This window comes from Melioribacteraceae bacterium, from assembly GCA_035362835.1.
Classification (GTDB): Bacteria; Bacteroidota; Ignavibacteria; order Ignavibacteriales; family Melioribacteraceae; genus DSXH01.
The window spans coordinates 32,893-58,206 of sequence record DAOSDY010000006.1 but is presented as its reverse complement, the minus strand read 5'-3'; the positions used below and the strand labels follow the sequence as shown (position 1 = coordinate 58,206).

The window sequence follows — 25,314 nt, the reverse complement described above, 5'->3', positions numbered from 1 at the left end:
ACAGTCACGGTAGGATTATTTAATCTCTACTGGAATTTTACCGGTCCGGTAATCGTTGTGACCCTCGTGCTCAATAAAGAATTCAATACGAGTATTTCCGGATTTTAATCCGTCGATATGGAATTCGTATCCGCCTTCTTCACCGGGGTGCTGATAAATTGAAAAGAGGTTCGGATCATCGATAGTCCACTTGAATTTCGAATCTTCCGAATCGGGCGGGTCAATCAGTTTTTCACTGCCGTCAAAAAATTTTACACTGAAATGATCGCTTCTTTTGTTTGTTTCTCCTTTTAACGTATCAGCTGTAACACCGCGTAAAATTTGGACAACCATTTTTCCGCTTGCATCGAAAATCGCCATACCAATAGCTTCAAAATGATCCTCTTCGGCAGATAAAGGATCTTCCTTGCATGAGGTTACTAATAAGAGTGTTAAAATAAAAACAAATAATGCTGACCTCGGAATAGATTTTACTCCAAACATTTTTCCTCCCTTTATATATTATTTAGAATTGATTAAGAATTGGAATTGAGTGGGGGAGCTCTTAAAAGGGAGAGGGAATATAATCGGGATTTTAATTCCCTGTTTAATTTATCTGTTGCAAGAATTTCGGAATCAATTCTTACAGACAATTCAGAAGTAATTTTGCCGATATAACCGGTCGCTGAAAATTGAAGTATCAGACAATTTGTTGCATTGTGGGAACTAGAATTGTGATAATGACTGAGAGTATTTTTTGAACTGAATATTTCTTGACCGGAAGAATAGAAAATTATGTTATGATAATGCGAAAAGCTTATAGCAAGCAGCCCTAAATACAATGTTAGAAAACTGCGGCCAATGTTTATTTTACTCTTTCCACTTATCATTTATATACTGATCTTACTCTAACTTATTATTTGTAACAATTGAGTGCTTCGACAAGTTCACTGGATATTAATCGTACGCTTAAAAATACCATCAAAAATATATAGTTTTTTTGCCCGAAAAGTCTATATTACATCCCGAAATTAACCAATATATGTCGCTAAATGCGGGGGACAGATTTTCGATGCACCGACTAATACCCCAATTACTCCTGTTAGTATTATTAAATTCAACTCTATTGGTTGCGCAGGTTGAAACAACAGGGAATTTGAGGGGACTGGTCACCGATTCCACTTCCGGCGAAGCACTTGCCTATGGAAATGTTTTTATAAAAGAATTGAACATCGGGGCATCAACAGATTCACGCGGATACTTTATGATCGGCTCCGTTCCCGCTAACCGGAATTTAACACTAGTTATTTCCTACCTCGGTTATAAAACAAAACAGATTCCTATCAAAATTACTCCTAATAAAGTAACTCATTATGACGTTAGCCTAATTCCGACAGGTGTTGAACTACAGACAATTGAAAAAATCGGGGAAAAGGTATACGAGAAAAATGATACGGATATAAGTCTTCAGAGAATAGTTGTTAGAGACCTAGAAGCACTTCCCAAAGGAGTTGAAACCGATATCTTTCGTTCAATTCAGTACCTTCCCGGTGTTCAATCCACCGGTGACGTCTCCGCCCGGTTTTATGTTCGAGGCGGTGCAAGTAATCAGAACCTTGTTCTCGTAGACGGCATTACAATATATAATCCTTTTCATGCGTTGGGACTCTTTAGTGTGGTTGATCCTGACATGATAAATAACCTCGAATTCTATAAAGGGGGATTTTCGGCGGATTTTGGCGGAAGACTCTCTTCGGTTATGAGTATCAATACAAAGGATGGAAATAAAAATAAGCTTGGTGCAAAAGCAACATTAAGTTTTCTAACGGGTAAAGCTCTACTCGAAGGCCCTATTCCGAATGGGTCATTCATCATAACTGGTAGAAAAAGCTATTCCAATCAGATTCTAAAAAAGTTTTTGAATGAAAAAAATGTTCCGGTCGATTTCTTCGACCTCTCTTTTAAAGCAAATTATTCAAATCCCGATTTTATTCAGGGAGGTAAATTCATAATCAACGGATTTATTAGCGGGGATAATATTCTGAATAGTGACCCCCGGGTAGAAGATTTTTCCTGGTCAAACAACCTGTTCGGTTTTAAGTGGTTCCAGGTCGGGGATAGCCCTCTCTTTTACGAATTGGGATTCTCATACAGCGGATTCCACGGTAAGGTTTTGCCCAAATCGAGCAATGTTAGAAACAGGGATAATCAGGTTGAAGATGTAAGTGTTCAAATGGACTTTACATATATGTTCGATAATAAGGATGAAATCGGTGTCGGATTCCTGATTAAAGAGTTGAATACAAAACTCTTCCTCGAAAATGCTCAGGGACTTCCTATCAATCTCGGAAAATCCGGTACTAATATTATTTTTTACACCAAGTATAAATTCCTTCAGTGGGAATCATTGGGTCTTGATGCGGGGCTTCGTTATAATCTGGCTAACCTCTCCGGAAATCCGAATACAATTTTTATGGAACCGAGAGTTAATTTTACACTCAGACTTAACTCACTAATATCGATAAAAGGTGCCTGGGGAATCTACAAACAGGAGCTGACTACCATAACAAATGAGAATGAAGTAATCTCAATTTTTGAACCGTGGATTATTATTCCTGATTATATGATCCCTTCAAAATCGACTCACCTTATCGGCGGACTTAAGTTCGATTTCTCCGAAAACTTTGCGATCGACATTGAAGGTTACCTTAAAAAGACAATTGACGTACCGATCCTCAATCAAGAAAAGACTTTTCCCTCGCAGCCCGATTTTGTCTCAACGGATGCCGAATCCTACGGCCTGGAATTTTTCTCGAGACTATCTTCCGGAATTTTTAAATTCACTACTTCATATTCTTATGCCCATTCATACCGCAAACTCAATAATCTTCTCTATTACCCGAAATATGATGTTAGGCACAGTCTCAACCTTACAATGGAAATCGATTTCGGAAATGGTTGGCTCTTTAATACAGCATGGATTTACAACTCGGGCCTGCCTTTTACAAAGATTGTAGGTTATTACGATAAGTATTATTTCGAGGACTTTTTTGCCGGATGGTTTGAGAATGATGCGAGAAGACCTTATTCAATCCTCGGTATTCAAAATCTCGGAAGACTTCCTCATTACCATCGCCTGGATATAAATCTGTCCAAAAAATTCTTCATTTATGATTATAATGTTGATGTCGACTTCAGTATAATTAATTTATACGACCGCAAGAATATATTCTATTTCAAGCGTGATACAGGCGAAAGGGTGAATATGCTTCCGGTATTGCCAACACTTACTATAAAATTTTCATTATGAAAAAAATTATTATCCCGATATTGTTAATGTTTATTTACTCCTGTAGCGAGAATTTTGATCCTTACGGCGAGTTAAAAGATAAGTATGTGCTGAATTGCATTATTAGGGGTGATACTACTTTTCAGACTGCTACACTATCCAGGACATATCTTGTTACAAATAATGATCCTTATTCAAGTACTATTGACCCGGCCGTCAGGAATGCTTCTATACGTATCTGGAACGGTGATTCTATTGTAGTCTTAAGAGATACTGTAATAGATCGGCCTCAATCCTCAGCTTACAAATATCCATACCACCTCTACTATACAAACAAGTTTGTTTTTACTCCCGGTAAGAGTCTCGATATTGAAGTCAGGCTCGAAAACGGTTCCAAACTTAGATCTCATACAATTCCGCCCGCACCGGTTCAATTCTCTTATGTAGAGAAAAATATTCCTTTCCGTAATAATGAGTCGGTCTACTTTGCCTGGAATGCGGGATTGACAGATCAGACCTATGTTACACGTATTTCAATTTATTATTATAAAAAAGTGAACGGAGTAAATGTTTTTTATAAAAAGGAAATCCCTCTCCGGTATGAAAATTTCAATGACCAGCTAGTCCCAATTTTCCCATCAGCGACAAATAATAATTCTTTAACTATTGGAATGGAAACAATTAGTGAAACTATGAGTTCATTATCGCAGGGAGATGAGAACAAGGGGAACTATGAAATAATTGCTGCATTTCTGGAAGTAATTGCCCTCGATAAAAATTTGAGCACATACTTTAATTCGACCGCCAGAAGTCTGGATGATGTATCAGTTAAACTGGATGAAACAGATTTTACAAATGTCGAAAACGGATTCGGAATATTCGGCATTTATCTTAGAAACACCTGGGTGGTTCCTTTTACTCCAACCTATGTAAGGTCATTCGGATATATTCCCGGATTCGGTACTGTTGATTATCCATTTGAAAACAGGATCGGCCGAAATGATTAAAAAGATTTTAATATTGCTGATCGCTGCTCTTCTATGGTCATGCGAAAAACAGGTCTATGAAGGATCTGTTGAACCGGAGGAAATTGAATCGGGTAAAATATTTCTGTTCAGTAATCCTCCAGGATTTAAAATTTATGTGGATAATAGAAATATGGGAGTTGTTACACCCGATACTGTTAAATGGCTCAAAAGCGGTACACATAAAATCACCCTTAAGAATGAATGGTATCTTTATGATACAACCTTTAATGTGAATGTCAGCAGTGACGTTATTGCCAAGATTAATATCGATCTTGTAAATAACCCAAATTACTTAGGAACTATTTCAGTTTCTTCCCAGCCGAGCAGTGCAGAAATCCTGATTAACGGTGCAAGTACCGGATTTGTAACTCCCAAAACCATTAATCGTATGACGCCCGGTTTCTATCAAATAAAATATAAGCGTTCACAATGCCGCGAGGATAGCGTTCAAATTAAAATCAGGGGCGGGGAGTTCATTGAAGTCTACAGGATTCTTGAGGACACTTCCCGTACTGTATGTTACCGTACTCATAATTCGGGAATAACAAGTAATATTCTGACCAAGGTAATAATAGATAATAACAATAATAAATGGATCGGTACTTTCAACAAAGGATTGTTGAAATATGACGGCAGGAACTGGATTCCTCATAACGATAATGGAAGACTTGGTGATGCACAGATTACCGATCTGCTGATGGATAGAAATAACCGGCTCTGGATTTCTACTACAACCGGACTATCATATTATGACGGAATAAACTATCAAATTCTAACTTCTAATCTTCCTTCGAATACTGTGAATGCACTTGAAGAGGATAAAAACGGAAATATCTGGATTGCTACTTTTAAAGGCCTCGTAAAATATAGTAATGGTTCATTCCAGGTATATAATATTTCCAACTCTCCGCTTTTAGACGATAACATTATGAGTATTGCTGCTTTGGCGGACGGATCGATTGCAATCGGAACTTCTATTGCCGGAATTTATTTTTTGAATGGTAATGAATGGAAATCATATAATATAAAAAGCATGTTCTTCGATGATATGCTTTCCAATTTCACAATAGACCTGATTCAGGATTTGGAAGGTACTATCTGGGCTTTTGTGCAGGGTGTTCCTTCTGAAGGTACAAGAAGTTCAATTCTGAAATATCAGAATGGATACTGGGAAAAATTTACGCTGCCGCTTCAATTCCCGGTAGAGGTTGTTTCCTTTAATATCGATTTATCAAATACACTCTGGATTGCCGCAACAACAGGTCTTGTAAAATATTTCCCTTTAAAAAGTGCGCGCCTCTTTAATACCCCCGATTATAATTTCTACGTTAAGCACACAACATCAGCCGCGATGGATAAAAACGGCGATTTGTGGGTGGCTACTATGGGTGGGGGAATTATCAAATTAAAAAAGAATAACTACTAAATTCCTACCGACTAATCGGCCGGAGAAACTTAATTGCACTGAATCCCTGATTTTTTATTTGTCCGAACAAAAAAAACTTTTTAAGTTTGTCATACCAAACGGTCGGTATATGAGCGAAACCAAAGAATTTATATTGAATACAGCATTTGGTCTCTTTCTGCAAAAGAATTACAAAGAAGTTACAATGAAGGAGATAGTCGATAAGACTGGTCTCTCCAAGGGAGCATTCTATCATTATTTTACAAGTAAAGAAGAACTTTTTCGGGAAGTCATCGAGACAGTTTATTTCAAAAATCTTGTAATCGATTTCAAGAAGATTAATGCAGAATCTCTGAAGCAATTCTATACGCGGTACCTCGATTATATGATGGATAACTTCCAAAAGATGCGCGAAAAGCTGATGCTGCCCGAATCTTCAGTCAATATTAATTTCATTACTATCCTGTTCGATGCAATTAATCTCTTTCCTGGCTTCAGAGAAGAACTCATTAACGCGCTCCGGGAGGAACTTGAAGCGTGGACATCAATTATTAAAACGGCACGCAGCAAGGGTGAATTTACTTCACCTATGACTGATGAACAGATTGCACGGATGTTCATTTATTCGAACGACGGTATAAGTCTTCGTCTTTTAATCGAAGGAAAACTCGATAAAATCAATTCCGAAATGCTTACTCTATGGAATAATTTTTATGAAGAGCTTAATAACTAATCTCTTTTTTGAAACTAATAAGAGGAAAGAATCGTCTATTTATGCGTGTTTTGCAGAATATTTTATTAACCAGAGTAAAAAAATCATCATTCAACTTCAATTAATCAGGAATGAAAATTGAATTAACAGAGGTAAAATTTATGATAAAACGAAAAATTGTATGGATCTTATCGGGACTCGCATTATTATCGACTCTGACTTACGGGCAGGAAAAAAAGATTGTCTACTTATCCTGGAAAAATGTTGTCGATTTTTCACTGAAGGAGAATTTATCCCTTCAATCGAAAAAACTTGATTACGACATTCAGAATCTGGAAACGTGGAAATCTCTTTCATATTTTCTACCGTCAATAAGTTACCAGGGCATTGTTCAGAAGAATATTGAATTGCCTGTATTCGTTTTTATGGGGCAGAGGTTCGTAGTTGGTACACCATATAATTTCCAGCATTCTTTGAGTCTTACTTTACCAATTCTTACAGGCGGCAGCAGGTGGTTCAATCATCAGATTCAATCAAATCTGAAAAAATCCCTTGCCGAGGAACTGAAAGGTAAAGAGGAGGAGACGGTTCTTAATGCTGTTCAGGCTTATTATGCTATCATACTCTCGGGTGAGATAAGGAGTACAGCGGAGGAAGCGGTTAATGTGGCCGCGCAGAATCTTGAACAGGTTAAAAAATTCTATAATGCCGGCACTGCTACCGAACTCGACCTTCAGAGAGCCAAAGCTCAATATTCTTCTACACTCCCTATGCTTGAATCGGCAAATTCCAATTTGAGACTTTCCGCTCAACGTCTCAAAAGTTTATTGAATATTCCTCTTACTGACTCTCTTGTAATAACGGATCAGCTGGAGAGGACCGAGTTTCTGAATGAGTTTTCAGGAAGTTCTCTGGAAAACTTTAAAGAACTTTCAAGAGAGAACAGGAATGATATAAAAGCACTGAAATACCAGTATAACGCGGTAAAGGATGGCGAGAAAATTGCGCTTGGCCAGTTCAGTCCGACTGTAGCCATTGCTGCGAGTGTGGATCATGCCGCACCGATGGATAATGCCAAGGTAACCTGGTCGGATTATATCCGTTCTAAATCCCTTACGCTTTCAATCTCATGGCCTCTATTTGAAGGAGGCAGACGAATTCTCGATTATCAGATTGCTCAGATCAGAACCGATCAGATGAATCTTACGGTAAAACAGGTTGAGTATGCGGTTGATCTCGATATTGAACAGAGCTATTACGGCTACAACGAAGCTTCAAAAAATCTGCAAAGTCTGAAAGATGCTCTCGATCAGTATAAGGAAAGTCTTAGGATTTCGAACCTGCTATATTCGCAGGGAATGAGCAATCAGCTCGATGTTCTTAACGCTCAGCTTCTCTACACTAAGAGTAAAAGCGATTACCTGCAGGGTATCTTTAACTACAACATTAACCAGCTCGCACTTTTAAAGTCGGTTGGTTTACTTGATAAAATATGGAAATAATTACCGAGGATAAAATGAATACTAGAAAATTCTTATTTCTCTTTTTTGTTTCGCTCTTCGCGATCTCATGTACTCAACAGGAGGATACGAGTGTCGAAAAATCCGTCCCTGTTAAAATCTATAAAGTTCAGTCCGAATCAATTTCAAAGTATATTCGTGTTACAGGATCTATTTCGGCGGAAGAGGATGTTATGGTGCTTAGCAAGATTCCCGAAAGGATTGTAAAGGTCTATGTTAAACCGGGTCAGAGAGTTGCTAAAAATCAGATACTGGCCGAACAGAAAAATGATATTTTAAAACAGGGACTCGATATAGCCGGAGCTACACTTAAAACTGCCGAAGCAAACTTTAGAATGACCAATCAGGATTACGAGAGGATGAGCAGACTCTATTCCGAAAAAGCAATCAGTCAGCAGCAGTTCGATCAGATTAAAACCGGAAAGGAAACAGCAGATCAGACTTACAATCAGGCAAAATCGGGCTACGAGCAGGCTAAAGAACAGTATGAAAACAGTTTTATTAAAGCACCGTTTGACGGTGTGGTTGCAGCAATTTATGTAGAAGAGAATCAAACCGTTAATATGGGACAGCCGGTAGTGCAGGTCCTTTCACCTTCGCGAATGAAATCCAAAGTCTACCTTAGCGGAACTGATATTCATTATGTTAAAACAGGTCAGAAGGTTCTCGTAAATGTTCCTACGCTTCCGGGCGTAAATTTTAACGGAGTTGTTGAAAAGATTAATACTGCTATCGATCAGATGTCGAAATCTCTCGAAGTTGAAATTAATCTCTTATCAAACGATGGAAGAATTAAATCGGGTATGTTTGCGGAATTTATGATCCAGACGGATTCGAGAGAAAACAGTATGGTTGTCCCTGAAACAGCACTGATTCCGCAGACAGAAATAATCATAGATAAGCAAACCGGATTGCAGAGACTAATAAAGAAATTTTATCTTTTTAAAATTGATAACGGATTGGCAAAGATGGTGGAAGTAAAAACAGGAATTGCAAATAACGGTCAGATCGAAATTACCGGCGGACTGAATATCGGCGATTCAATAATTGTTGTCGGGCAGAATATTGTTAAAGAAGGTCAATCAGTTAACGTAATTGAATAAGGATATTTAATAAAATGCTATTAACAAAATTTTCTCTTAAAAGGCAGATTACACTCTTAATGATTTACGGCGTGATAATCTTTTTCAGTTTCTTCTCATTCTCTCAATTGAAAATCGATTTCTTCCCCGATATTACATTCCCGTTTGCCGGTGTTATTACAAGTTATGTCGGTGTAAGCCCGGAGGATGTCGAAAATCTGATTTCACGACCTATTGAAGAAGCTGTCTCTTCCGTTAAGAATATCGAAAAAGTCAGTTCGCAATCTTCCAAAGGTACTTCAATGGTCATGCTTGAATTCAAGTATGGCACGGATATGAATATCGCGGAAAATGATATAAGAAAAAATCTCGATTTTATAAGGGATTATCTCCCGGCTGACGCAACTGAGCCATTAGTATTCGTTTTCGATCCCTCGATGATGCCGATCAGCTATCTTACTATAAGTTCTCCTTATCTCGGCCCGGCCGAATTAAGAAAATTATCCGAGGAGAAGATTGAACCTTTACTCGAAAGAGTTAATGGAGTAGCTTCCGTTCAAACAATGGGCGGGCAGCAGAGACAAATAAATGTAAACATTAATCCGGTCCTTCTTGCCTCATACAACTTATCTCCGAATGATGTCCTTCAGACTGTTCAGTTCGGAAGCGGATTACAACCTGCCGGTACAATAGAGACAACAAGCAAGACGTATAACCTTCGTGTGATGAGCGAGTATTCCTCTCTCGATCAGATTAAAAACACTATCGTTACTTATCGGAATGGTATACCGGTATATCTCAAAGATGTTGCCGTTGTTGAAGATGGCTTCAAAGAGAATACTAATGAAGTAAGGTCCGATTACGGTGCAGGAATTATGCTTGTTATTATGAAGCAGTCCGACGCAAATACGGTTTTGACAAGCAGGCATGTCAATGAGGCAATTCCGGATATTATTTCAAGACTACCCCAGGGAACAAAAGTATCTGTGATGTGGGATCAGGCCGAGTTTATTCTTAAATCGGTTAATAATCTTAAGAATACCGCAATAATCGCATTCGTTCTTGCGTTTATTGTAATCTATTTTTTCCTCAGGAATTTCCGCGGCAGCTTGATAATGGGAATTTCAATTCCTGTCTCTGTAATTACGACTTTTGCCGTTATGTTTGCCGCAAATCTTACACTTAATATAATTTCGATGGCTGGTCTCGCTCTTGCGATCGGTATGCTAGTAGATAACTCAATTGTGGTACTTGAAAATATATACCGCCACAGGGAAATGGATAAGAACCTTTATGAATCTGCGGATATTGGTACTCAGGAAGTTGGTATGGCTATTACCTCATCAACCCTAACCACAGTTTCTGTATTTCTCCCGGTTCTGTTTGTACCGAATATTACCGGTCAGTTATTCAAAGATATGGTCCTTACAATTACATTCAGCTTATTAGTATCGCTTGTCGTTGCTATTACTCTTGTACCTCTTATGTCGGCAAAAATTCTTCATATCGAGGTTAATAAAAAGGAGAACCGCTTTTCCAGGTTTAAAGATAGAATCGGCCAATGGATCTCAGATCTAACAGAGAAATACAGATTAATTCTTCACTGGTCGCTGAACCATAAAAAAACAGTGATGTTCTCTGTTACTGGATTATTGATACTTTCTATTGGACTGGCAACTTTACTCGGCGGGGAATTTCTTCCGAAGTCGGACCAGGGATTGATAAATGTAATTCTCGAATCACCTTCGGGAACACCGATAGAACAGACGAGGGTTTATGCTTATCAAATTGAGGATATTATTAAGGATGTAGTCGCAAAAGAGGATTTTGAATCGGTCTCGATTTTTTATGGTGAGAGGGAAGGGATTGGCGCATTTGGAACAACTTCGAGTACGCTTGAATTGTTTCTAAAACTGAAACCGCGCAGTATAAGGCAGAAATCACAGTTTGAAATTCAGGATAGCCTAAGGAAAAAATTTGATCTTTTGCCTGGAGTGACCTACATATTCCAGGAGGGCGGTGCTTTTACAACGGAGAAAGATATTGAGGTAAAAGTAATAGGATTTGATGTGGCGGGCGCAAAGGCGATTGCCAATGAATTTAAATCGAAAATGGAAAAGGTTGAGGGTCTCGTCGATATTTCTCTCAATACAAAAGAGACAACTCCTGAACTTCAGGTTCATTTGAATAAAGATCTGCTCAACTTCTATAACTTATCGACTGTACAGGTGGCAGGAAATATCTCTACTGCAATTCAGGGAAGGGTGGCATCCCATTACAGAGAACAGGGTGATGAATATGATGTCTATGTTCGGTTCGATAAGGAATACAGAAACAGAAAGGAATCTCTCGAACAATTAGAACTAGCATTACCGTCCGGCGGCAGAATAAAATTGAAGGATGTTGCTGAAATTACTGAAGAGCAGTCGAGCCCTACTATTTTCCGCGAGAATCAGAGCCGCTATGTATCAGTCGGATGCGGATTATCCGGAATCGATCTTTCTGCTGCAGTTGACCGGATAGAAAGAATAATTGAAGAAACTCCGGTCCCGTCCGAATACCAGGTTTTGATTGGCGGTACGGCTGAAGATCAGCAGGAAGCGTTTTTCTATTTAGCTCTTGCGTTCCTTGCTGCTATAATTCTTGTCTACATGATAATGGCATCTCAATTCGAATCTCTTGTGGATCCTTTGATAATTATGTTTACGGTTCCTCTTTCAATCATTGGGGTTGTTATATTTCTTGCTATAACAGGAACAACATTCAGCGTTATGGCCCTGGTAGGTGTTGTCATGCTGGTAGGTATTGCGGTTAATAACGGAATTGTTCTTGTTGATTATATCAATCAACAGCGAAGAAAAGGAATGGAATTGCTGGAAGCTGTTGAGTTCGGCTGTAAAGCAAGAATGAGGCCGGTACTAATGACTGCTTTAACTACAATTCTGGGTATGGTTCCCCTGGCAATTGAAATGGGAGAAGGCGCAGAAACATGGTCTCCTCTTGCCAGAGCTGTTATCGGAGGGCTGTCGGCTACAACTCTCTTAACTCTTATTGTTGTTCCGGTAGTTTATGTAATATTTGAGCATGCAGGCGAAAAAGTGAAAAACTATTTCAGAAAGAGAAAAGAAAGAAAACAGAATTAAAAGCTGAATATCTGTAATTAATAGTCTTAGTTAATCGTGAGATCAGCTAAGACTATTTTATTTATCCAATCAACTTATAAATAGTATCAAGTAATGTCCCATCAACCCATTTCACAACTGCAACTATCCGCTCTTTGTCTATTTTCGGTTTAGCAGGGGGGCCGCCGCAAATTTCATAAACTTCCTTCTGAATCTCTTTAATTGAACGGATCGGAAGTTTTGAATTCTTTGTAGCTTCGATTAGATCTTTTCTGCGCGGATTAATAGCAATCCCCCTCTCGGTTACAATTACGTCTATTAATTCACCTGGTCCGCAAAGTGTGGTCACTTCATCAAGTATAACAGGAATCCTGTCCCTGAAAGATGGGACGGCAAGTATAGTGCATTTAGAGAAGAGGCAATTCTGCCATCCTCCTATTCCGTGCAGCAGGTAACCATCGGAATGAGTTACAACATTTGCGTTGAAATTAATATCAACCTCAGTAGCTCCGAGAATGGCCGCGTCAACTATTGATGCAAAATTCCCTTTACTGTGATAATTGTAGCTTGTAAACGGAGTTGTCATAACATGATTCGCGTTATCACGCATCGAGATCACGGCATCCAGATCGAAAGTCTGGCCGTCAAGAATATAATCTGCTAATCCTTCCTTTAGTAATTCGACAAGGTATTTAGTTGAACCGCCTCTTATAAATCTCGCCTTCACACCTTTTCTTTTCATAATCTCTTTAAGGAAAAGAATTACCGCAAGGTTTATACCGCCGGCTCCTGCCTGATATGAAAATCCCTCCTTAACAATTCCGGCCTCATCCATAAACTTTGCGATGTATTCGGCTATTAAGAGCCGGTCCGGGCTCTTAGTCATTTCAGTTGTTCCGCTCACTATTTTAGAAGGATCGCCGAGAGAATCGACTTCCACAACATAGTCTACGTTATTACCCTGAATCTGCCATGGAACACACGGGAAAGAAACCAGGTTATCTGTTACAACAATTACTTTATCCGCATACTCGGAATCCGCGAGAGCGAAACCGAGTCCGCCGCAAGCCGATTTGCCCTGCACACCGTTCGCGTTTCCGAACGGATCGGCAGTTGGCGCTGCTATTACTGCTATATCAATATGAACTTCACCGTCCTGAATCGCCTGGTACCTGCCGCCGTGAGAACGGAGTATTCCCGTTCCCTTCATCTTACCTTCACTTGTGAATTTACCGAGAGGACCGTTCATGCTTCCTTCAATGTGGTGAATTGTGCCGTCGGTAAGATACCGGAGCAGATGAGAATGACAGGGGAATGAGGCAGACGGAAACCATCTTAAGTTTTTTACTCCGAGTGAATGTGCGGCATCAAAAATATTATTGGCAATTGTATCTCCGTTCCTGAGATGGTGATGAGTGGAAATTGTCATCCCGTCTTTTAATCCTGCTCTCTTTAGTGCCTCTCTAAGATTTTTTACAATCTTATTTCCGTCCCCGGGATAATCTGCACAGGATTTTATTGAAGGATTTGCTCTCCTTCCGTCAGGTTTATGTTTACCGATGCCTTTAAAAGGAATCTGCTTTTGGCCATTAACCTCGATAGGAACAAATCTGTCTGCGGAGTTTTTTGTCAGTTTCATCTTTTTAGTCAATAGTATTGATAATAGTTTGGTTTTCATATTCAATTGCTGTCAGCCCAGTTGGTCTTTAATAAACCGTTTAATATTGCGAGTTCAATTGTATGCCGGGCTCTTTTAACAACAGGTGCATCGATCATCTTACTTCCAAGAGCAACAACTCCAAGTCCTTTTTTCTCGGCTTCATTAAACGCTATAATAATTTTCTTCGCACGTTCTATTTCTTTTTCTGTAGGTGCAAACGCCTCGTGAACAACCTGAACCTGACGGGGATGAATACAACCTTTGCCTTCGAATCCGAGTGACTTTGCTTCAATAACACTAGCTCTCAGTCCTTCCATATCATTAACATCCGAGAAGACCGTATCAATTGCCTGTATACCCGCTGCCCGGGCGGCGTTTATGATTGCAGAACGTGCGTAAAAACTCTCCTTACCTTCCATAGTTCTTTCAACTCCCAGATCAGCAGTATAATCTTCCAATCCGACTGCGAGCGCGCAAACTTTATCGGATGCTGTTGCTATCTCAAATGCTTTTACAACACCGAGTGCGCTCTCAATTATCGGCATAAGAAATATTTCGGAATTTATATCCCTGCTGTTTTTAATAAGGTTGATCTCATCCTCTACATCCAGGACAGTTTGAGCGGATTCGCACTTGGGAATTAAAATAACGTGAACATTATGAGGAATAACGTAATGGAGATCATCAAGTCCCCGCGGAATCTGATTTATTCTAACCATCCTTTCGGCGCCGTAAAAATCAACTGCGCATAATGCATTCCTGACAAGAAATTTAGCAGCATCCTTTTCGGATGGAGCAACACTATCCTCAAGGTCAAGAATTATTCCGTCGGAGTTATGAAGCCCTGCGTTAGGATAAAACTTCGGTTCATTGCCAGGAAGGTAGAGCCGGCTTCTTCGTAACCTGTCACGTGATGACCCGTACAGATTTTTTTTATTGAACTCCGGTAGGAATTCTTTCTGATCCTCCGGAAAGAGTTTTTTATAAGCCGCTTCGAAACGGGCGGCAATTGTAAATGGAAGTGCTCCATAATCAGTTGTCTTTATTAATGCATTCTTAAGACCGAAGAAATCGCTCATCGTTATCATAAGATCGTTAATAGTCTCGCCGTACATAGAATCAACTTTACTTTGGAGGGACGATTCAATCCCGCCCGATTTTGTTAATTCTATCTCGATATAACAATCGGATCTTACTTTATCTCCTTGTTTTCCCGCGCCTGCTCTTTTTAAGTTTTGCATTTTTCACCTTTTTAACAGAATAATTTTTTTTCTTTACCGGTTTCTTCTTCAACACCAGAGAATTCATAAATTTTTGAACCGGAAGTATTTCACAGTTAAAGATAATCTCTTTAATCTTCTTTTGCTCTTTTGCATTTAATAACCCGGATGAGAGCGCTATAAATTTATTGTCGAGGTCTTCCATCAACATCGGTTCACGCGGATCACCTTTCGGATATTCAAGGTATTCTGAATATTCTCTTCCGTCAATAGTTCTTATTTTAACTTTCGACGGCTGTTTGGCTGGGAACATCTTTTCGAATTCCAGAGAAGCTTCACCCTTGATTTTATCGATCACATTCCATATACGCGGGTCTTTCAGCTTTTCGTCGCTGAAGGATTGAGTTGTGATTTTACGGTCAACAATAGCTGCTGCAATACAGTATGGAAGTGAATGATCGGCTGTCTCCCTGGATTCCGGTCTGTATTTGTGAGGATCGAAAAGTATGTCGCATGCTCGCGCAATTGTTGTTACTGTTACTCTGTCAATCTGATCATAATTTATATCGTGATTAATAATGGTTTTAAGAGTGGCTGAAATATGAGTATGTGTTAACGCTTCGGTGGGGAAGGCTTTCATGCTGCACTCAAGAATTTTCCAGCTTTTTCCTAGACCTCCTGTTAGAGCATCAATATCCCAGCTCCATTCGGATTCTCCTTCGCGGCCTTTCATGATTACCGGTTCCGGTTTTTCCTCTTTAGCATTCCAGCCGCCGAAGCAATCCATGAATCCTTCTTTACCTTCGAATACTTTTTCGGTACCTGAATAACCTCTCTTAGCCATCAAAGCAGCAAAGACACCGCTCTGTACAGCCATCGGATCAACTGTATTCTTCATCATTGTCAGCCTGCCGGCAGTGGGGCATCCGATGGTATGATTATGAGAACCGCTTATTCCGATTGCATTTACCATCTGATCGACATTCAAGCCGAGTATTTTACCGGCAACGATGGGGGATACGAATTGAGTTAAAGTTGCATGGTGCCACTTCCGTTCCCGTATTCCCGGTTTGGCAAATAAGCAGAGTCTCTGTTCGAATTCATAGGCAAGTACAATCGCAACAATTACATCCTTCATTGTAGCGCCGACCATTTCCGCTGCCGATAACGCGGCTGGTATTATATCGGATGGATGCGAGGGATCCTCTTTCCAGTAAATATCATTGAAATCGAGTGAACGGATCATTAAAGAATTTACTAGAGTTGCATTCACTGCAGGAATTTTATCACCGAATGCTATTACAGTGGATTCTTTTCGTCCACCGGTGTTTTTTAATATATCCCGGATGATGTTTACATCTTTAGTTCCGTAAGCTCCGAATGCACATCCTATGGAATCGTATAAATATCTTTTTACTTCATTTATTACCTCTTTTGGTAAATCTTCATATTTCAGGTTAACTGCAAACTCAGAAATAACGCGCGAGATGGACTTCTCCATTGTGGTTATCCTTATAAATTAAAATGTGAAAAAAGGTTATTTGTTCTGCCAGTTGGTTTCGAAAATCTTAGGAAAGTTGAGGAAGGGGAAAAATTCTCTTTCTGTATTTATTCTATCTGCAAGCATTAACAATTCAATTTTTAACTGAAACAAAATTATTCTTTTGCCGGCTCAAAAGCTATTTGCTAATCACAAATTCGTAAAGAAACACTAATAAATATGATATAAAAAACGATTAGATAAAATGTCTTATGATTTTTTATCAGCTTAAATTCTTCTTAACCCAGTTTTCCAATCCGCCCGAAACAATAAGCTCCTGAGCTGCAATACCAACCGGATCAATTGGATATTCTGTTCCATCGGCAGACAAAATTGATTTAGCAAAATCAATCACTGCTCTAATACCGGTTTTTACTGTTAATTTTTCTGTACCGAATTTGCTCTTTAGATTTTTAATAAGTTCAGGACATTCTATTAAAAGATACCCGTTGTTAAGCGCATTTCTTTTGTAAGTTTCATTGAATGAACCTGCAATAACAAGCTGAATTCCTTTATATTTTAATGCGGTTGCTGCCTGCTCTCTCGAACTTCCAGTACCGAAGTTAAATCCGCCTGCCAGCAGGTCTCCCTTTTTTACGATTCTTCCAAATTCAGGATCATAGTTTTCCATCACTACTGCCGCTTGCTGTTCTGGCGTCATATCATCCTGGTATGTGTATTTGCCGGGGTAAATTCCATCTGTGTTAAGATTATCCTGATGACAGAATATAAGTTCACCTTCCAGTGAAGAGGGGAATCCATCAATTGTCTGAACCGGTTCTTTTACCGAAGAGGTTCTTGAATTGATCTTAATCTCACCAATTAAATTACCGTGAGGTTGAGTGTAATCATAAGTAATGAAGCCATTCAGTGCGGAGGAGGCAACGACTGCGGGAGAAGCCAGATATGCCTGTGCATTCGGAGATCCCATTCTCCCCTTGAAATTTCTGTTTGTTGCAGAGATTCCCACTTCACCGTCTTCTAATAGTCCTGTTCCCATTCCAATGCATGGGCCGCATCCCGGCGGAAGCGGAATTGCCCCTGAATCGAGTAGTGTCTGCCAGTCGCCCCGTTTTTCACTTTCGGACTGCACTTCACTCGAAGCCGCAGCAATATAGAATTTAACTCCTTCGGCAATCTTCTTACCGCGTAAAACTTCAGCGGCTTCTGCAATATCATCAACTCTCGAATTCACGCAGGATACAAGATAAGCTTTCTGGATTTTCAGCTGTTTGTCTTTTATCTCTGAAACCGGGCTCATCGTCTTAACCGTGTTCGGACCGGATACGTGAGGTTCCACACTGGTTAAATCGAATGTTAGGACTTTTGCATAGAATGCATCCGGATCAGGTTCCAGTTCCGGAATTTCATTCTCCAATTCATTAATTCTGATCTGGTTCATACGCGGATGCTTCCCGTTACCATCTGTATCTGAAGGAACTCCTTCCAGACCCCGTGAAGCTACTTTACCGGCTCTCTCTTTCAGCCAATTAAGAGTCACATCATCAATCGGGAAGAGACCTGCCATCGCGCCCCATTCCGTAGTCATGTTGGCAATGGTTAATCTCTGGTCAATCGACAGAAATTTTACACCTTCGCCTGTAAATTCGATTGCATGATTCAATACTTCGTCATGATTGAAAAAGCCGCACAAGGCGATTATCACATCCTTGCCTGTGACTCCTTTATTCAGATTTCCCTTTAACTCAACTTTTGCAATAGGAGGGACCTGCCACCAAGTTCTTCCGGTGGCCCAGATTGCAGCGGCGTCGGTCCGGACTATCGGAGTACCGAGGCACCCTAATCCGCCATACATATTGGAATGACTGTCAGATGCAACTACCATTGTACCAGGCCATGCATATCCTTCCTCGCACATAATCTGATGACCAATACCCCGGCCTGCGGGATAAAAATCTGCACCCATCGATTTAGCAAACTCTTCTATTTTTCTGTACTTGGCAAGGTTTTTTTCATCTTTATTCTGGATATCATGATCGAGTGTGCATACAACCTGGCGGGGATTAAAAAGTCTTGTTGCACCGATGCTTTTGAATTTCGGAATTACCGCACCTGTATTGTCGTGCGTCATTACATAAGCCGGCTTTATTGATATATAATCACCCGCGTGGATTTTCTGATTATTGTGTAATCCGTAAGCAAATTTCTGTGCGATTTTTTCAATTAAAGTCTGGTTCATTCAATTCTCCGTTAAAGGTGAAATATCATATGGAAGACGAAAATTTAATTTGAATACATTTTTAGCTTTTTTAACAGCACAGCGAAAACACGATTTAGTAATTCTCCGATTTTAATTTTATCCCAGCAGCAACAATATTCTTGAAGCAGGGAAATTTCATTTTGTGAATCAATCCTTACTCTCCCCGACTCACGCTTTAAAAGGTTCAAAAGAAACGAAATCCGCGTGATGAACAATTATCGATTCAACCGATCTTTTTCCGAGATCCCCTTCTTTAGAATGATATGCTATGATATGAAGAACTTCAGGGGGTAGACCGAAACGGTCGGCAATTGCAACTCCGCTGAAAGGATGACGGAGAAGTTTCCCCGCATGGCTCGTAGTAAGCTTTCCGTTTACTTTGTCGTATTCTATAAGTTTACCCACGTCAATTAAAATTGCGCCGGCAATCAGATAATCCATGTTAATAGTAATCGAATTTCCGAAATTCTCTTTCATTCGGTTAGCTATTTCTACAGCTAATTGAACACAGGTTCGTTTATGATTCATAAATGATACGTTGCAATCCGTAATAAGAAGTGAGAAAGGAATTACTTCGAGATCTTCCGGTGTAAGGACTGAGTTCTTAATTGCGTAAACCCATGCGTTCAGCGTTTTTTCTCTTAATGAATCGTCTTTAATCAAGTTTAATTCCGGCCAGAGTTTTTTAACTTCTTCAATTAACATTTCTTTTCCTTTTATTTAGCGGGGATAGTTTCACTATTGTTTTTTCTTAATACCATATAAGCCTGATAAACCAGTATAAGTGCAAGAACAAAAAGAAGTACAGAGATCAATGAAAGGACATAATTATTGCTATTGATGTTTGTATAAAAAAGAGTAGCAAGCGCCGTTAAAGTTACGGCGAACATAAAGATCATCGGGTAAACAGTAAATGAATAATTGAGTTTCATATTGGCAATCCAGACAGTAATTGCCAGTAGAGCAATTGCCGCTAATAACTGGTTGGCACTACCGAATACCGGCCAGATCGACATAGTCTGTCCGCTGAATGTAAGAGCCGCACCGAATGCTACCGTTATTGTTGTTGCAACATATCGGTTCCTAACTAAAATACTTTGCTCTTTTTTATCTTTGACTTCAAAGAATTCCTGGAATGAAAACCGGGCCAATCTAGTTGCAGTATCTAAGGTTGTAAGTGCGAATGCGGACACTGCAAGTGCGGCAAAATTTGTTGCAACTTCCGTCGAAATTCCAAGTAAGGGAATATTATGTATGAAGTTTGCAACTCCTATTGAAAATGCAGCTACGGCTCCTTTGGTCTCAAGGAGTTCAAGAAAATGCTGCTGATCTAATGACGCAACCGATAATAAAGCAAGCACTGCAAGTATCCCTTCAATAAGCATACTGCCGTAACCTACAACTCTTGCATCTTTTTCCTTGTCAAGCTGTTTGGAAGTTGTTCCGCTACCAACTATTGAATGAAATCCGCTGATTGCACCACATGCAACGGTAACAAAAAGAGCAGGGAATAGAAATCCTAGTTTGTCAATGTTAAAATTTGTTACCGGAGCCAGGTGTACTTCCGGCATTGTAAAGAAAAGTCCAGCTATTCCCCCGATCATCAGTGCATATAAGAAAAATGAATTAAGATAATCCCTTGGTTGTAATAAAATCCAGACAGGTGTAACTGATGCAACAAAAATGTATCCGATTAGTATATAGATCCATACCTGGCTGCTTAATTGAAGGGGAAAAATATTCCCAAGGTAAATGCAGAAGAAAAGAAGCGCTACTCCTATAACCGATGATAACCATAACGGCGCTTTGTACCTGTAAACGGTAAGGCCAAATGCTACAGCTAGCAGAATAAAAAGTAGTGAGGAAGTGCCAGAGCTGGGAATGCTTGCGAATGTACTCGCAACAATAAGCATGAAAACCGCAATAACCAGAATTAATGTGGCCCAGGCAAAGAGAAGAAATAACTTCTTGCCGTTATGACCGATGTAACGGTCGATAATCTGCCCTATCGATTTTCCTTTGTGGCGGATTGAAGCTACTATTGAAGTATAATCGTGAACGCCACCGATAAATATTGCGCCGAAAATTATCCAGACATAAACCGGTATCCATCCGAAACTTGCCGCGATTATGGGGCCAACTATCGGACCCGCTCCGGCAATCGAAGCGAAATGGTGGCCAACTAAAACAGGTGTCTTCGCCGGGCAGTAATCCACACCATCGTACATAGTGTGGGAGGGTGTCTGGTTTTTATTATCGACGCTTAACTTGCGGGTTATAAATCCTCCGTAATAACGGTAGGCAAATCCGAATGCAACCATGGCAAAAAGAATTATTATTATCCCGCTCATGGAATTTCCTCTCTAATTAAATTTTGAGGAGAGATATAAAAAGCTATTGGAACAACTATTTATGCTTACTACACCTCTGCCTCATTAAAATGTCGGATTAAAGTTTCGATATTACTGCGTCTGTCATCTGTTCTGTTGTAGCGGCACCATTTTTAAAAACATCCGGACCGCCTTTTAATTTCATCATATCATATGTCCTTACTTTTCCTTCTTCAACAACGCGTGCGATTGCATTTTTTATTCTTTGAGCAATTTCATTTTCGCCAATATGATCGAGCATCATTACGGCGCTCATGAACATCGCAATCGGATTTACAATTGATGGAGTGAGCGTCTCGTATTTAGGCGCGCTTCCGTGTGTAGGTTCAAATACTGCGTACTGATCCCCCAGATTTGCGCTGCATGCAAATCCGAGTCCGCCTATCAATCCGGCAAATCCGTCGCTAATTATATCCCCGAACATATTCTCGGCTACTATCACACCGTATTCCTCCGGATTTTTGGTAAGCCACATCATCTGTGCGTCTATATTAGTATCCCATAGTGCGATACCGGGGTATTCCTTCGAAATCTGTTTTGCAATTTTAAACATCATTCCGGATGTCTCTCTTAATACATTCGGTTTTTCGCAAAGAGTTACATTCGTATAGCCGTATTTTCTGGCATATTCAAATGCCGCCCGGATTATTCTTTCGCTCGCTTTCCTGGTTACTATTCTCGTTGAGATTGCCATCTCTTCACTGGGTACATCCTTAAAAGCTTTCATCTTTGAGTTAGTTTCAAATGCATCGCGGACTACTTTGGGAGGGTTGGTCCATTCAACTCCTGCGTAAAGTCCCTCTGTGTTCTGTCTGAAGATAACTGCATTTACTAAAGGTTCTTCGAATCCCGAACCCGAATCCCGTCTTATAAAATTGAGAGGATTACCTTTGAAAGAGATGCAGGGACGGATGCAGATATCAAGATTGAATTTCTGTCTCAGTGAAACAATTGGTGAAAAATAGACATATCCTTTACCTTGAAGTGAGGGATCGAGTTCTTTTTCGGCCGCATCCTTCGGTTTGCTTGTAATTGCTCCGAAAAGAGCAATCCTGTGTTTTTCAATTAAATCGATCGTCCTTTGCGGTAATGCGTTTCCTTCCTTGCACCAGAAATCCCAGCCGATATCACCCCATACATAATCTGCCTTGAAACCGGCAGCTTCCAATAATCTTATTGCTTCCGGTAAAACTACTTTTCCAATACCATCTCCTGGAAGTGCGACAATAGTTCTCATTATTTATCCTTATTGTTTAGAAATTTGCATCTGCAACTTAGAGACTAAAGGGTTATTTGGCAAGCAATTCCGGAAGGATTAAAAAGCCTGTTCAAAAATTAAAGTCGACCTGTAAACTTAATTTATTGTCAAGCGGACCATGAATTTCCATATCGCCGCTTCCCAGGCTGAGTTTATCCGGCTGATATAATTCGGAATATTTGAATGATATGGAGAAACCCCAATTTGTTCTGTAACGGATAAGCAAATACCACTTCATGCCTTCTCCGGATAATGCCGGATTGGTCATCTTCCCGGGCAGTTCGTTTTCAAATTGATAGATACGTGATAAGTATGAATCGGTCCTGAAGAAAATTAACCGGCAATCTATGTTGAGATCAGTAACAGGAATTAATCTTATTTCCTGAAAGAGAAGGTAACCTTTTTCCGAAATGTGAAGCACCGGGACTTTTGCACTAACGAATTCAAAACGTGTTTTTATTCGGATTCTATTTTCGGTGCTTAATTCAATCTCTGTTCTGATATTAGTATTTATATTTCTTATAAGCTGGTATCTGTTCTCAATTATCTCGTCCGAATCCTTACTCTCCCTTTTGAATTTAATCTTCAGTTCCGTGTTCGAAAATATTTTGTTCGTGTAGTAAAATAAGAAGTCGTTCCCGGTTGAGGAAAATGGGTAATTACGCGAAGCAACCGGAAACCTGAATTGGTCGTAATAAAGATTGAAGGTACCGTAACCGGTTCTGACCCGTATCCCCGTATAAAAGCCCGATTCATTACATGCATTTTTCTTTTCACCAAAACTGTTTGCGTAGATATTGAAATAATCTGAAGGAAAATTTCTGTAGGATATCATAAAGGAAATATTTTTATCAATGTAAATCTGTGCCGAGAAAACCGAAGTGATTGTTTTTAATTCTGAAGCTATTTCTCCGCTCACTAACAAGGGCGAGAACAGAGTTGAAAAATAAACTGACAAATAATTGAATCTTCTTCCAGGAAGGTTGAAATAATTATCGCTTCTAAAAGGATTACTGTAATTTGAATTATAGAATAAAAAGCCGAGGCTTCTATCCTGATCAAAATTAATATCAATAGCCGCACCAAAAATTTTCTCGTTTACCTTATCCTTTTTCTTTAGTTCTGTTTCTGTCCGGTGGTATCCGTCATTTATTAATGAAGATATATTCCCGGTAATTGTGTCTATAGAGGCATCTTTATTGAGAGATGAATAAAAAGGTGTTATGAATAGAGGTCCCAGTTTTATTGAGGCGGTTATTCCTCTGAAGAACTGATTTTCATCGGCGCTTGAGTAGACGCTCCCGAAACTTCCCCCACGTGAGAATGTCCCGGTTGCCTGAGTCCCTTTGCTGAATGCGTATGGTCCCCATAATGCAAGACCCTGACCGAAATTCAAGAGAAAATCGCCTGCGATTATCTGGTCGAAGAAGAGAAGGTTATTTACTCTTACAAAATATGAATTAAAATCGTAAATCGATTTTTCACCCGGATCTTTTTCAATCAGTATTCCAGCGTTAAACCTGTTCGACCCGTTTAATCTTAACCTGTTATATATTTTTTGCCTGGGACCGGGAAACTTATCCGACCGAAAACCATCGCGTAATTGAAGATCCTGTTCAACCCTGAATCTGTAAATCAAATTCAGATCAGTAAACAGATTTGATATATTCTCAATAATTGAATTTCTCTCATCTGTTGAAAATGTTATAAACGGACTGATCCTGTCTATTATTTCCAGATCTATCCCATCAATATTTCGTAAGTCATCCAGATTGTTTATACATCCTTTTAATTTCCTTGCTTTTATAATCGAAGCGGCAGTATTGATGTCAATAAAGGGAATGTTAACTATATCCCCGATAGTTGCTTTATTGATGTCGATTCTGTTTTGCATTAAATATTCTATTGTATCATAAATCTGCGAGTCCTCTATGTCTATTGTCGCTTCTTCAAGCAGTTCGCCGATTATATCTTCATTACGGAGCGAATCTTTTTGCTGTGCAATTGAATTAATTGTAATTAACAGAAGAAAAATTATGAAGTGCAAAAATTTCATTATAGTTTATTTTAAAAACTTACTATTATCCCGAATTGATGACTGAATCCCAGTTCCGGATGTGAAATGACCGCATATTCTGCCTGTACAAATGAATATTTAATTCCGAATCCTCCTGTAAAAATATCCGGTTCATTTGAAGCTCCCAATCTCAGCATCAGAAAATCTATAAGTGAAATCTCGGCGCCGAAACTAAAAGTCGGATTATAGTGGAGTTCCTTTCGAAGGTTGAAATAAAATTTTACATAGTCATTTGTCTTATAACCGATTCCTGAATTGAAAGTAACCGGAATCTGATCTTCTTCTTTACTTATCGAACTGCGGGTAATATTTTCAACAAGTAAACCGATCTTAATAGATTTCGATAATTCTGCGATGCAGCCTAGATTAAATGTAAAGACACTATTGGAACCGTAATTTTGAATTGAGAAATGATTATAGATTGATGTTAATCCAATGGAAATATTTTGTGAAATATTTTTACTGAAACCGAATGCTAAATTTGTCTCTCTGTATAATTCGAATCCATAAATTATTGCACCTGCGCTTAAAGACCCGAATTGGAAATTCTCTGAATATGCACAGGAAGCCAATGAAAGTTCACTCAGCCCGAATAGGGAAGGCGAATAATAGAATCCAACCACCCGTTCTTTTAGGAAAGTTAATCCTGCAGGATTGTTGAAAACAGAGAATGCATCGGTGCTGAATGAAATATCCGAGTGAGATAGAGCAATTTGACGGGTGCCGGGGTGGTACTGGCTGAAACTTTGGGACCAACTAACGAGTAAAAAAAGCAATATAATTAATTGCCTTTTCACGGATTGAAATTTAA

At 39.4% G+C, this 25,314-nt stretch carries 17 protein-coding genes; 7 read left to right on the top strand and 10 right to left on the bottom strand.

Annotation, left to right across the window (positions count from 1 at the left end):
• Positions 1–15: 15 nt before the first annotated feature.
• Positions 16–483: a hypothetical protein gene (locus PLZ15_14875; protein HOI31027.1), complete on the bottom strand. Its 468-nt coding sequence runs from the start codon at positions 481–483 to the stop codon at positions 16–18.
• Between the two features lie 568 nt (positions 484–1,051).
• Between PLZ15_14875 and PLZ15_14870 the strand changes: the two genes are divergently transcribed.
• The 7 genes from PLZ15_14870 to PLZ15_14840 all read left to right on the top strand — a co-directional run bounded on the left by PLZ15_14870 (position 1,052) and on the right by PLZ15_14840 (position 12,158).
• A complete protein-coding gene (locus PLZ15_14870) occupies positions 1,052–3,289 on the top strand; it encodes a TonB-dependent receptor (GenBank protein HOI31026.1) in 2,238 nt (745 codons plus the stop codon).
• Entirely contained in the window at positions 3,286–4,275 is a 990-nt protein-coding gene (locus PLZ15_14865) for a DUF4249 family protein (GenBank protein HOI31025.1), read from the top strand. Before PLZ15_14870 ends, PLZ15_14865 begins: the two co-directional genes overlap by 4 nt.
• Positions 4,268–5,722, top strand: coding sequence for a PEGA domain-containing protein (locus tag PLZ15_14860; protein HOI31024.1), 1,455 nt, complete (start codon positions 4,268–4,270; stop codon positions 5,720–5,722). Before PLZ15_14865 ends, PLZ15_14860 begins: the two co-directional genes overlap by 8 nt.
• A gap of 109 nt (positions 5,723–5,831) precedes the next feature.
• Positions 5,832–6,434, top strand: a complete 603-nt coding sequence (locus PLZ15_14855) for a TetR/AcrR family transcriptional regulator (GenBank protein ID HOI31023.1) — start codon at positions 5,832–5,834, stop codon at positions 6,432–6,434.
• A gap of 140 nt (positions 6,435–6,574) precedes the next feature.
• Entirely contained in the window at positions 6,575–7,915 is a 1,341-nt protein-coding gene (locus PLZ15_14850) for a TolC family protein (protein ID HOI31022.1), read from the top strand.
• Positions 7,916–7,929: 14 nt separating this feature from the next.
• Positions 7,930–9,036, top strand: a complete 1,107-nt coding sequence (locus tag PLZ15_14845) for an efflux RND transporter periplasmic adaptor subunit (GenBank protein HOI31021.1) — start codon at positions 7,930–7,932, stop codon at positions 9,034–9,036.
• A gap of 14 nt (positions 9,037–9,050) precedes the next feature.
• Positions 9,051–12,158, top strand: coding sequence for an efflux RND transporter permease subunit (locus PLZ15_14840; GenBank protein ID HOI31020.1), 3,108 nt, complete (start codon positions 9,051–9,053; stop codon positions 12,156–12,158).
• Positions 12,159–12,219: 61 nt separating this feature from the next.
• Here PLZ15_14840 and citF read toward each other — a convergent pair whose 3' ends face one another.
• The 9 genes from citF to PLZ15_14795 all read right to left on the bottom strand — a co-directional run bounded on the left by citF (position 12,220) and on the right by PLZ15_14795 (position 25,279).
• Positions 12,220–13,815 carry a citrate lyase subunit alpha gene (gene citF / locus PLZ15_14835; protein HOI31019.1) on the bottom strand — a complete coding sequence of 532 codons (1,596 nt, stop codon included), beginning with the start codon at positions 13,813–13,815 and terminating at the stop codon, positions 12,220–12,222.
• 2 nt (positions 13,816–13,817) lie between these two features.
• Complete coding sequence (locus tag PLZ15_14830; protein HOI31018.1) at positions 13,818–15,038, bottom strand: aldolase/citrate lyase family protein; 1,221 nt, start codon at positions 15,036–15,038, stop codon at positions 13,818–13,820.
• Positions 14,995–16,518, bottom strand: a complete 1,524-nt coding sequence (locus PLZ15_14825) for an MmgE/PrpD family protein (GenBank protein HOI31017.1) — start codon at positions 16,516–16,518, stop codon at positions 14,995–14,997. The genes PLZ15_14830 and PLZ15_14825 overlap by 44 nt, the downstream gene beginning before the upstream one ends.
• A 262-nt stretch (positions 16,519–16,780) precedes the next feature.
• Positions 16,781–18,757 (bottom strand): homoaconitase, encoded by a 1,977-nt coding sequence (gene lysF / locus PLZ15_14820; protein ID HOI31016.1) that lies wholly within the window; start codon positions 18,755–18,757, stop codon positions 16,781–16,783.
• A gap of 189 nt (positions 18,758–18,946) precedes the next feature.
• Entirely contained in the window at positions 18,947–19,483 is a 537-nt protein-coding gene (locus PLZ15_14815; protein ID HOI31015.1) for an HD domain-containing protein, read from the bottom strand.
• A gap of 11 nt (positions 19,484–19,494) precedes the next feature.
• Complete coding sequence (locus PLZ15_14810; GenBank protein ID HOI31014.1) at positions 19,495–21,129, bottom strand: carbon starvation protein A; 1,635 nt, start codon at positions 21,127–21,129, stop codon at positions 19,495–19,497.
• A gap of 97 nt (positions 21,130–21,226) precedes the next feature.
• Positions 21,227–22,405 carry an isocitrate/isopropylmalate family dehydrogenase gene (locus PLZ15_14805; protein ID HOI31013.1) on the bottom strand — a complete coding sequence of 393 codons (1,179 nt, stop codon included), beginning with the start codon at positions 22,403–22,405 and terminating at the stop codon, positions 21,227–21,229.
• A gap of 91 nt (positions 22,406–22,496) precedes the next feature.
• Positions 22,497–24,482, bottom strand: coding sequence for a helix-hairpin-helix domain-containing protein (locus tag PLZ15_14800; protein HOI31012.1), 1,986 nt, complete (start codon positions 24,480–24,482; stop codon positions 22,497–22,499).
• A gap of 11 nt (positions 24,483–24,493) precedes the next feature.
• Positions 24,494–25,279: a hypothetical protein gene (locus PLZ15_14795; GenBank protein ID HOI31011.1), complete on the bottom strand. Its 786-nt coding sequence runs from the start codon at positions 25,277–25,279 to the stop codon at positions 24,494–24,496.
• Positions 25,280–25,314 lie beyond the last annotated feature (35 nt).

Excerpts from the sequence above, each read along its gene's own strand:
- PLZ15_14875 (HOI31027.1), bottom strand. The coding sequence starts at position 483 with ATGTTTGGAGTAAAATCTATTCCGAGGTCAGCATTATTTGTTTTTATT.
- PLZ15_14870 (HOI31026.1), top strand. The coding sequence starts at position 1,052 with ATGCACCGACTAATACCCCAATTACTCCTGTTAGTATTATTAAATTCA.
- PLZ15_14865 (HOI31025.1), top strand. The coding sequence starts at position 3,286 with ATGAAAAAAATTATTATCCCGATATTGTTAATGTTTATTTACTCCTGT.
- PLZ15_14860 (HOI31024.1), top strand. The coding sequence starts at position 4,268 with ATGATTAAAAAGATTTTAATATTGCTGATCGCTGCTCTTCTATGGTCA.
- PLZ15_14855 (HOI31023.1), top strand. The coding sequence starts at position 5,832 with ATGAGCGAAACCAAAGAATTTATATTGAATACAGCATTTGGTCTCTTT.
- PLZ15_14850 (HOI31022.1), top strand. The coding sequence starts at position 6,575 with ATGATAAAACGAAAAATTGTATGGATCTTATCGGGACTCGCATTATTA.
- PLZ15_14845 (HOI31021.1), top strand. The coding sequence starts at position 7,930 with ATGAATACTAGAAAATTCTTATTTCTCTTTTTTGTTTCGCTCTTCGCG.
- PLZ15_14840 (HOI31020.1), top strand. The coding sequence starts at position 9,051 with ATGCTATTAACAAAATTTTCTCTTAAAAGGCAGATTACACTCTTAATG.
- citF (HOI31019.1), bottom strand. The coding sequence starts at position 13,815 with ATGAAAACCAAACTATTATCAATACTATTGACTAAAAAGATGAAACTG.
- PLZ15_14830 (HOI31018.1), bottom strand. The coding sequence starts at position 15,038 with ATGCAAAACTTAAAAAGAGCAGGCGCGGGAAAACAAGGAGATAAAGTA.
- PLZ15_14825 (HOI31017.1), bottom strand. The coding sequence starts at position 16,518 with ATGGAGAAGTCCATCTCGCGCGTTATTTCTGAGTTTGCAGTTAACCTG.
- lysF (HOI31016.1), bottom strand. The coding sequence starts at position 18,757 with ATGAACCAGACTTTAATTGAAAAAATCGCACAGAAATTTGCTTACGGA.
- PLZ15_14815 (HOI31015.1), bottom strand. The coding sequence starts at position 19,483 with ATGTTAATTGAAGAAGTTAAAAAACTCTGGCCGGAATTAAACTTGATT.
- PLZ15_14810 (HOI31014.1), bottom strand. The coding sequence starts at position 21,129 with ATGAGCGGGATAATAATAATTCTTTTTGCCATGGTTGCATTCGGATTT.
- PLZ15_14805 (HOI31013.1), bottom strand. The coding sequence starts at position 22,405 with ATGAGAACTATTGTCGCACTTCCAGGAGATGGTATTGGAAAAGTAGTT.
- PLZ15_14800 (HOI31012.1), bottom strand. The coding sequence starts at position 24,482 with ATGAAATTTTTGCACTTCATAATTTTTCTTCTGTTAATTACAATTAAT.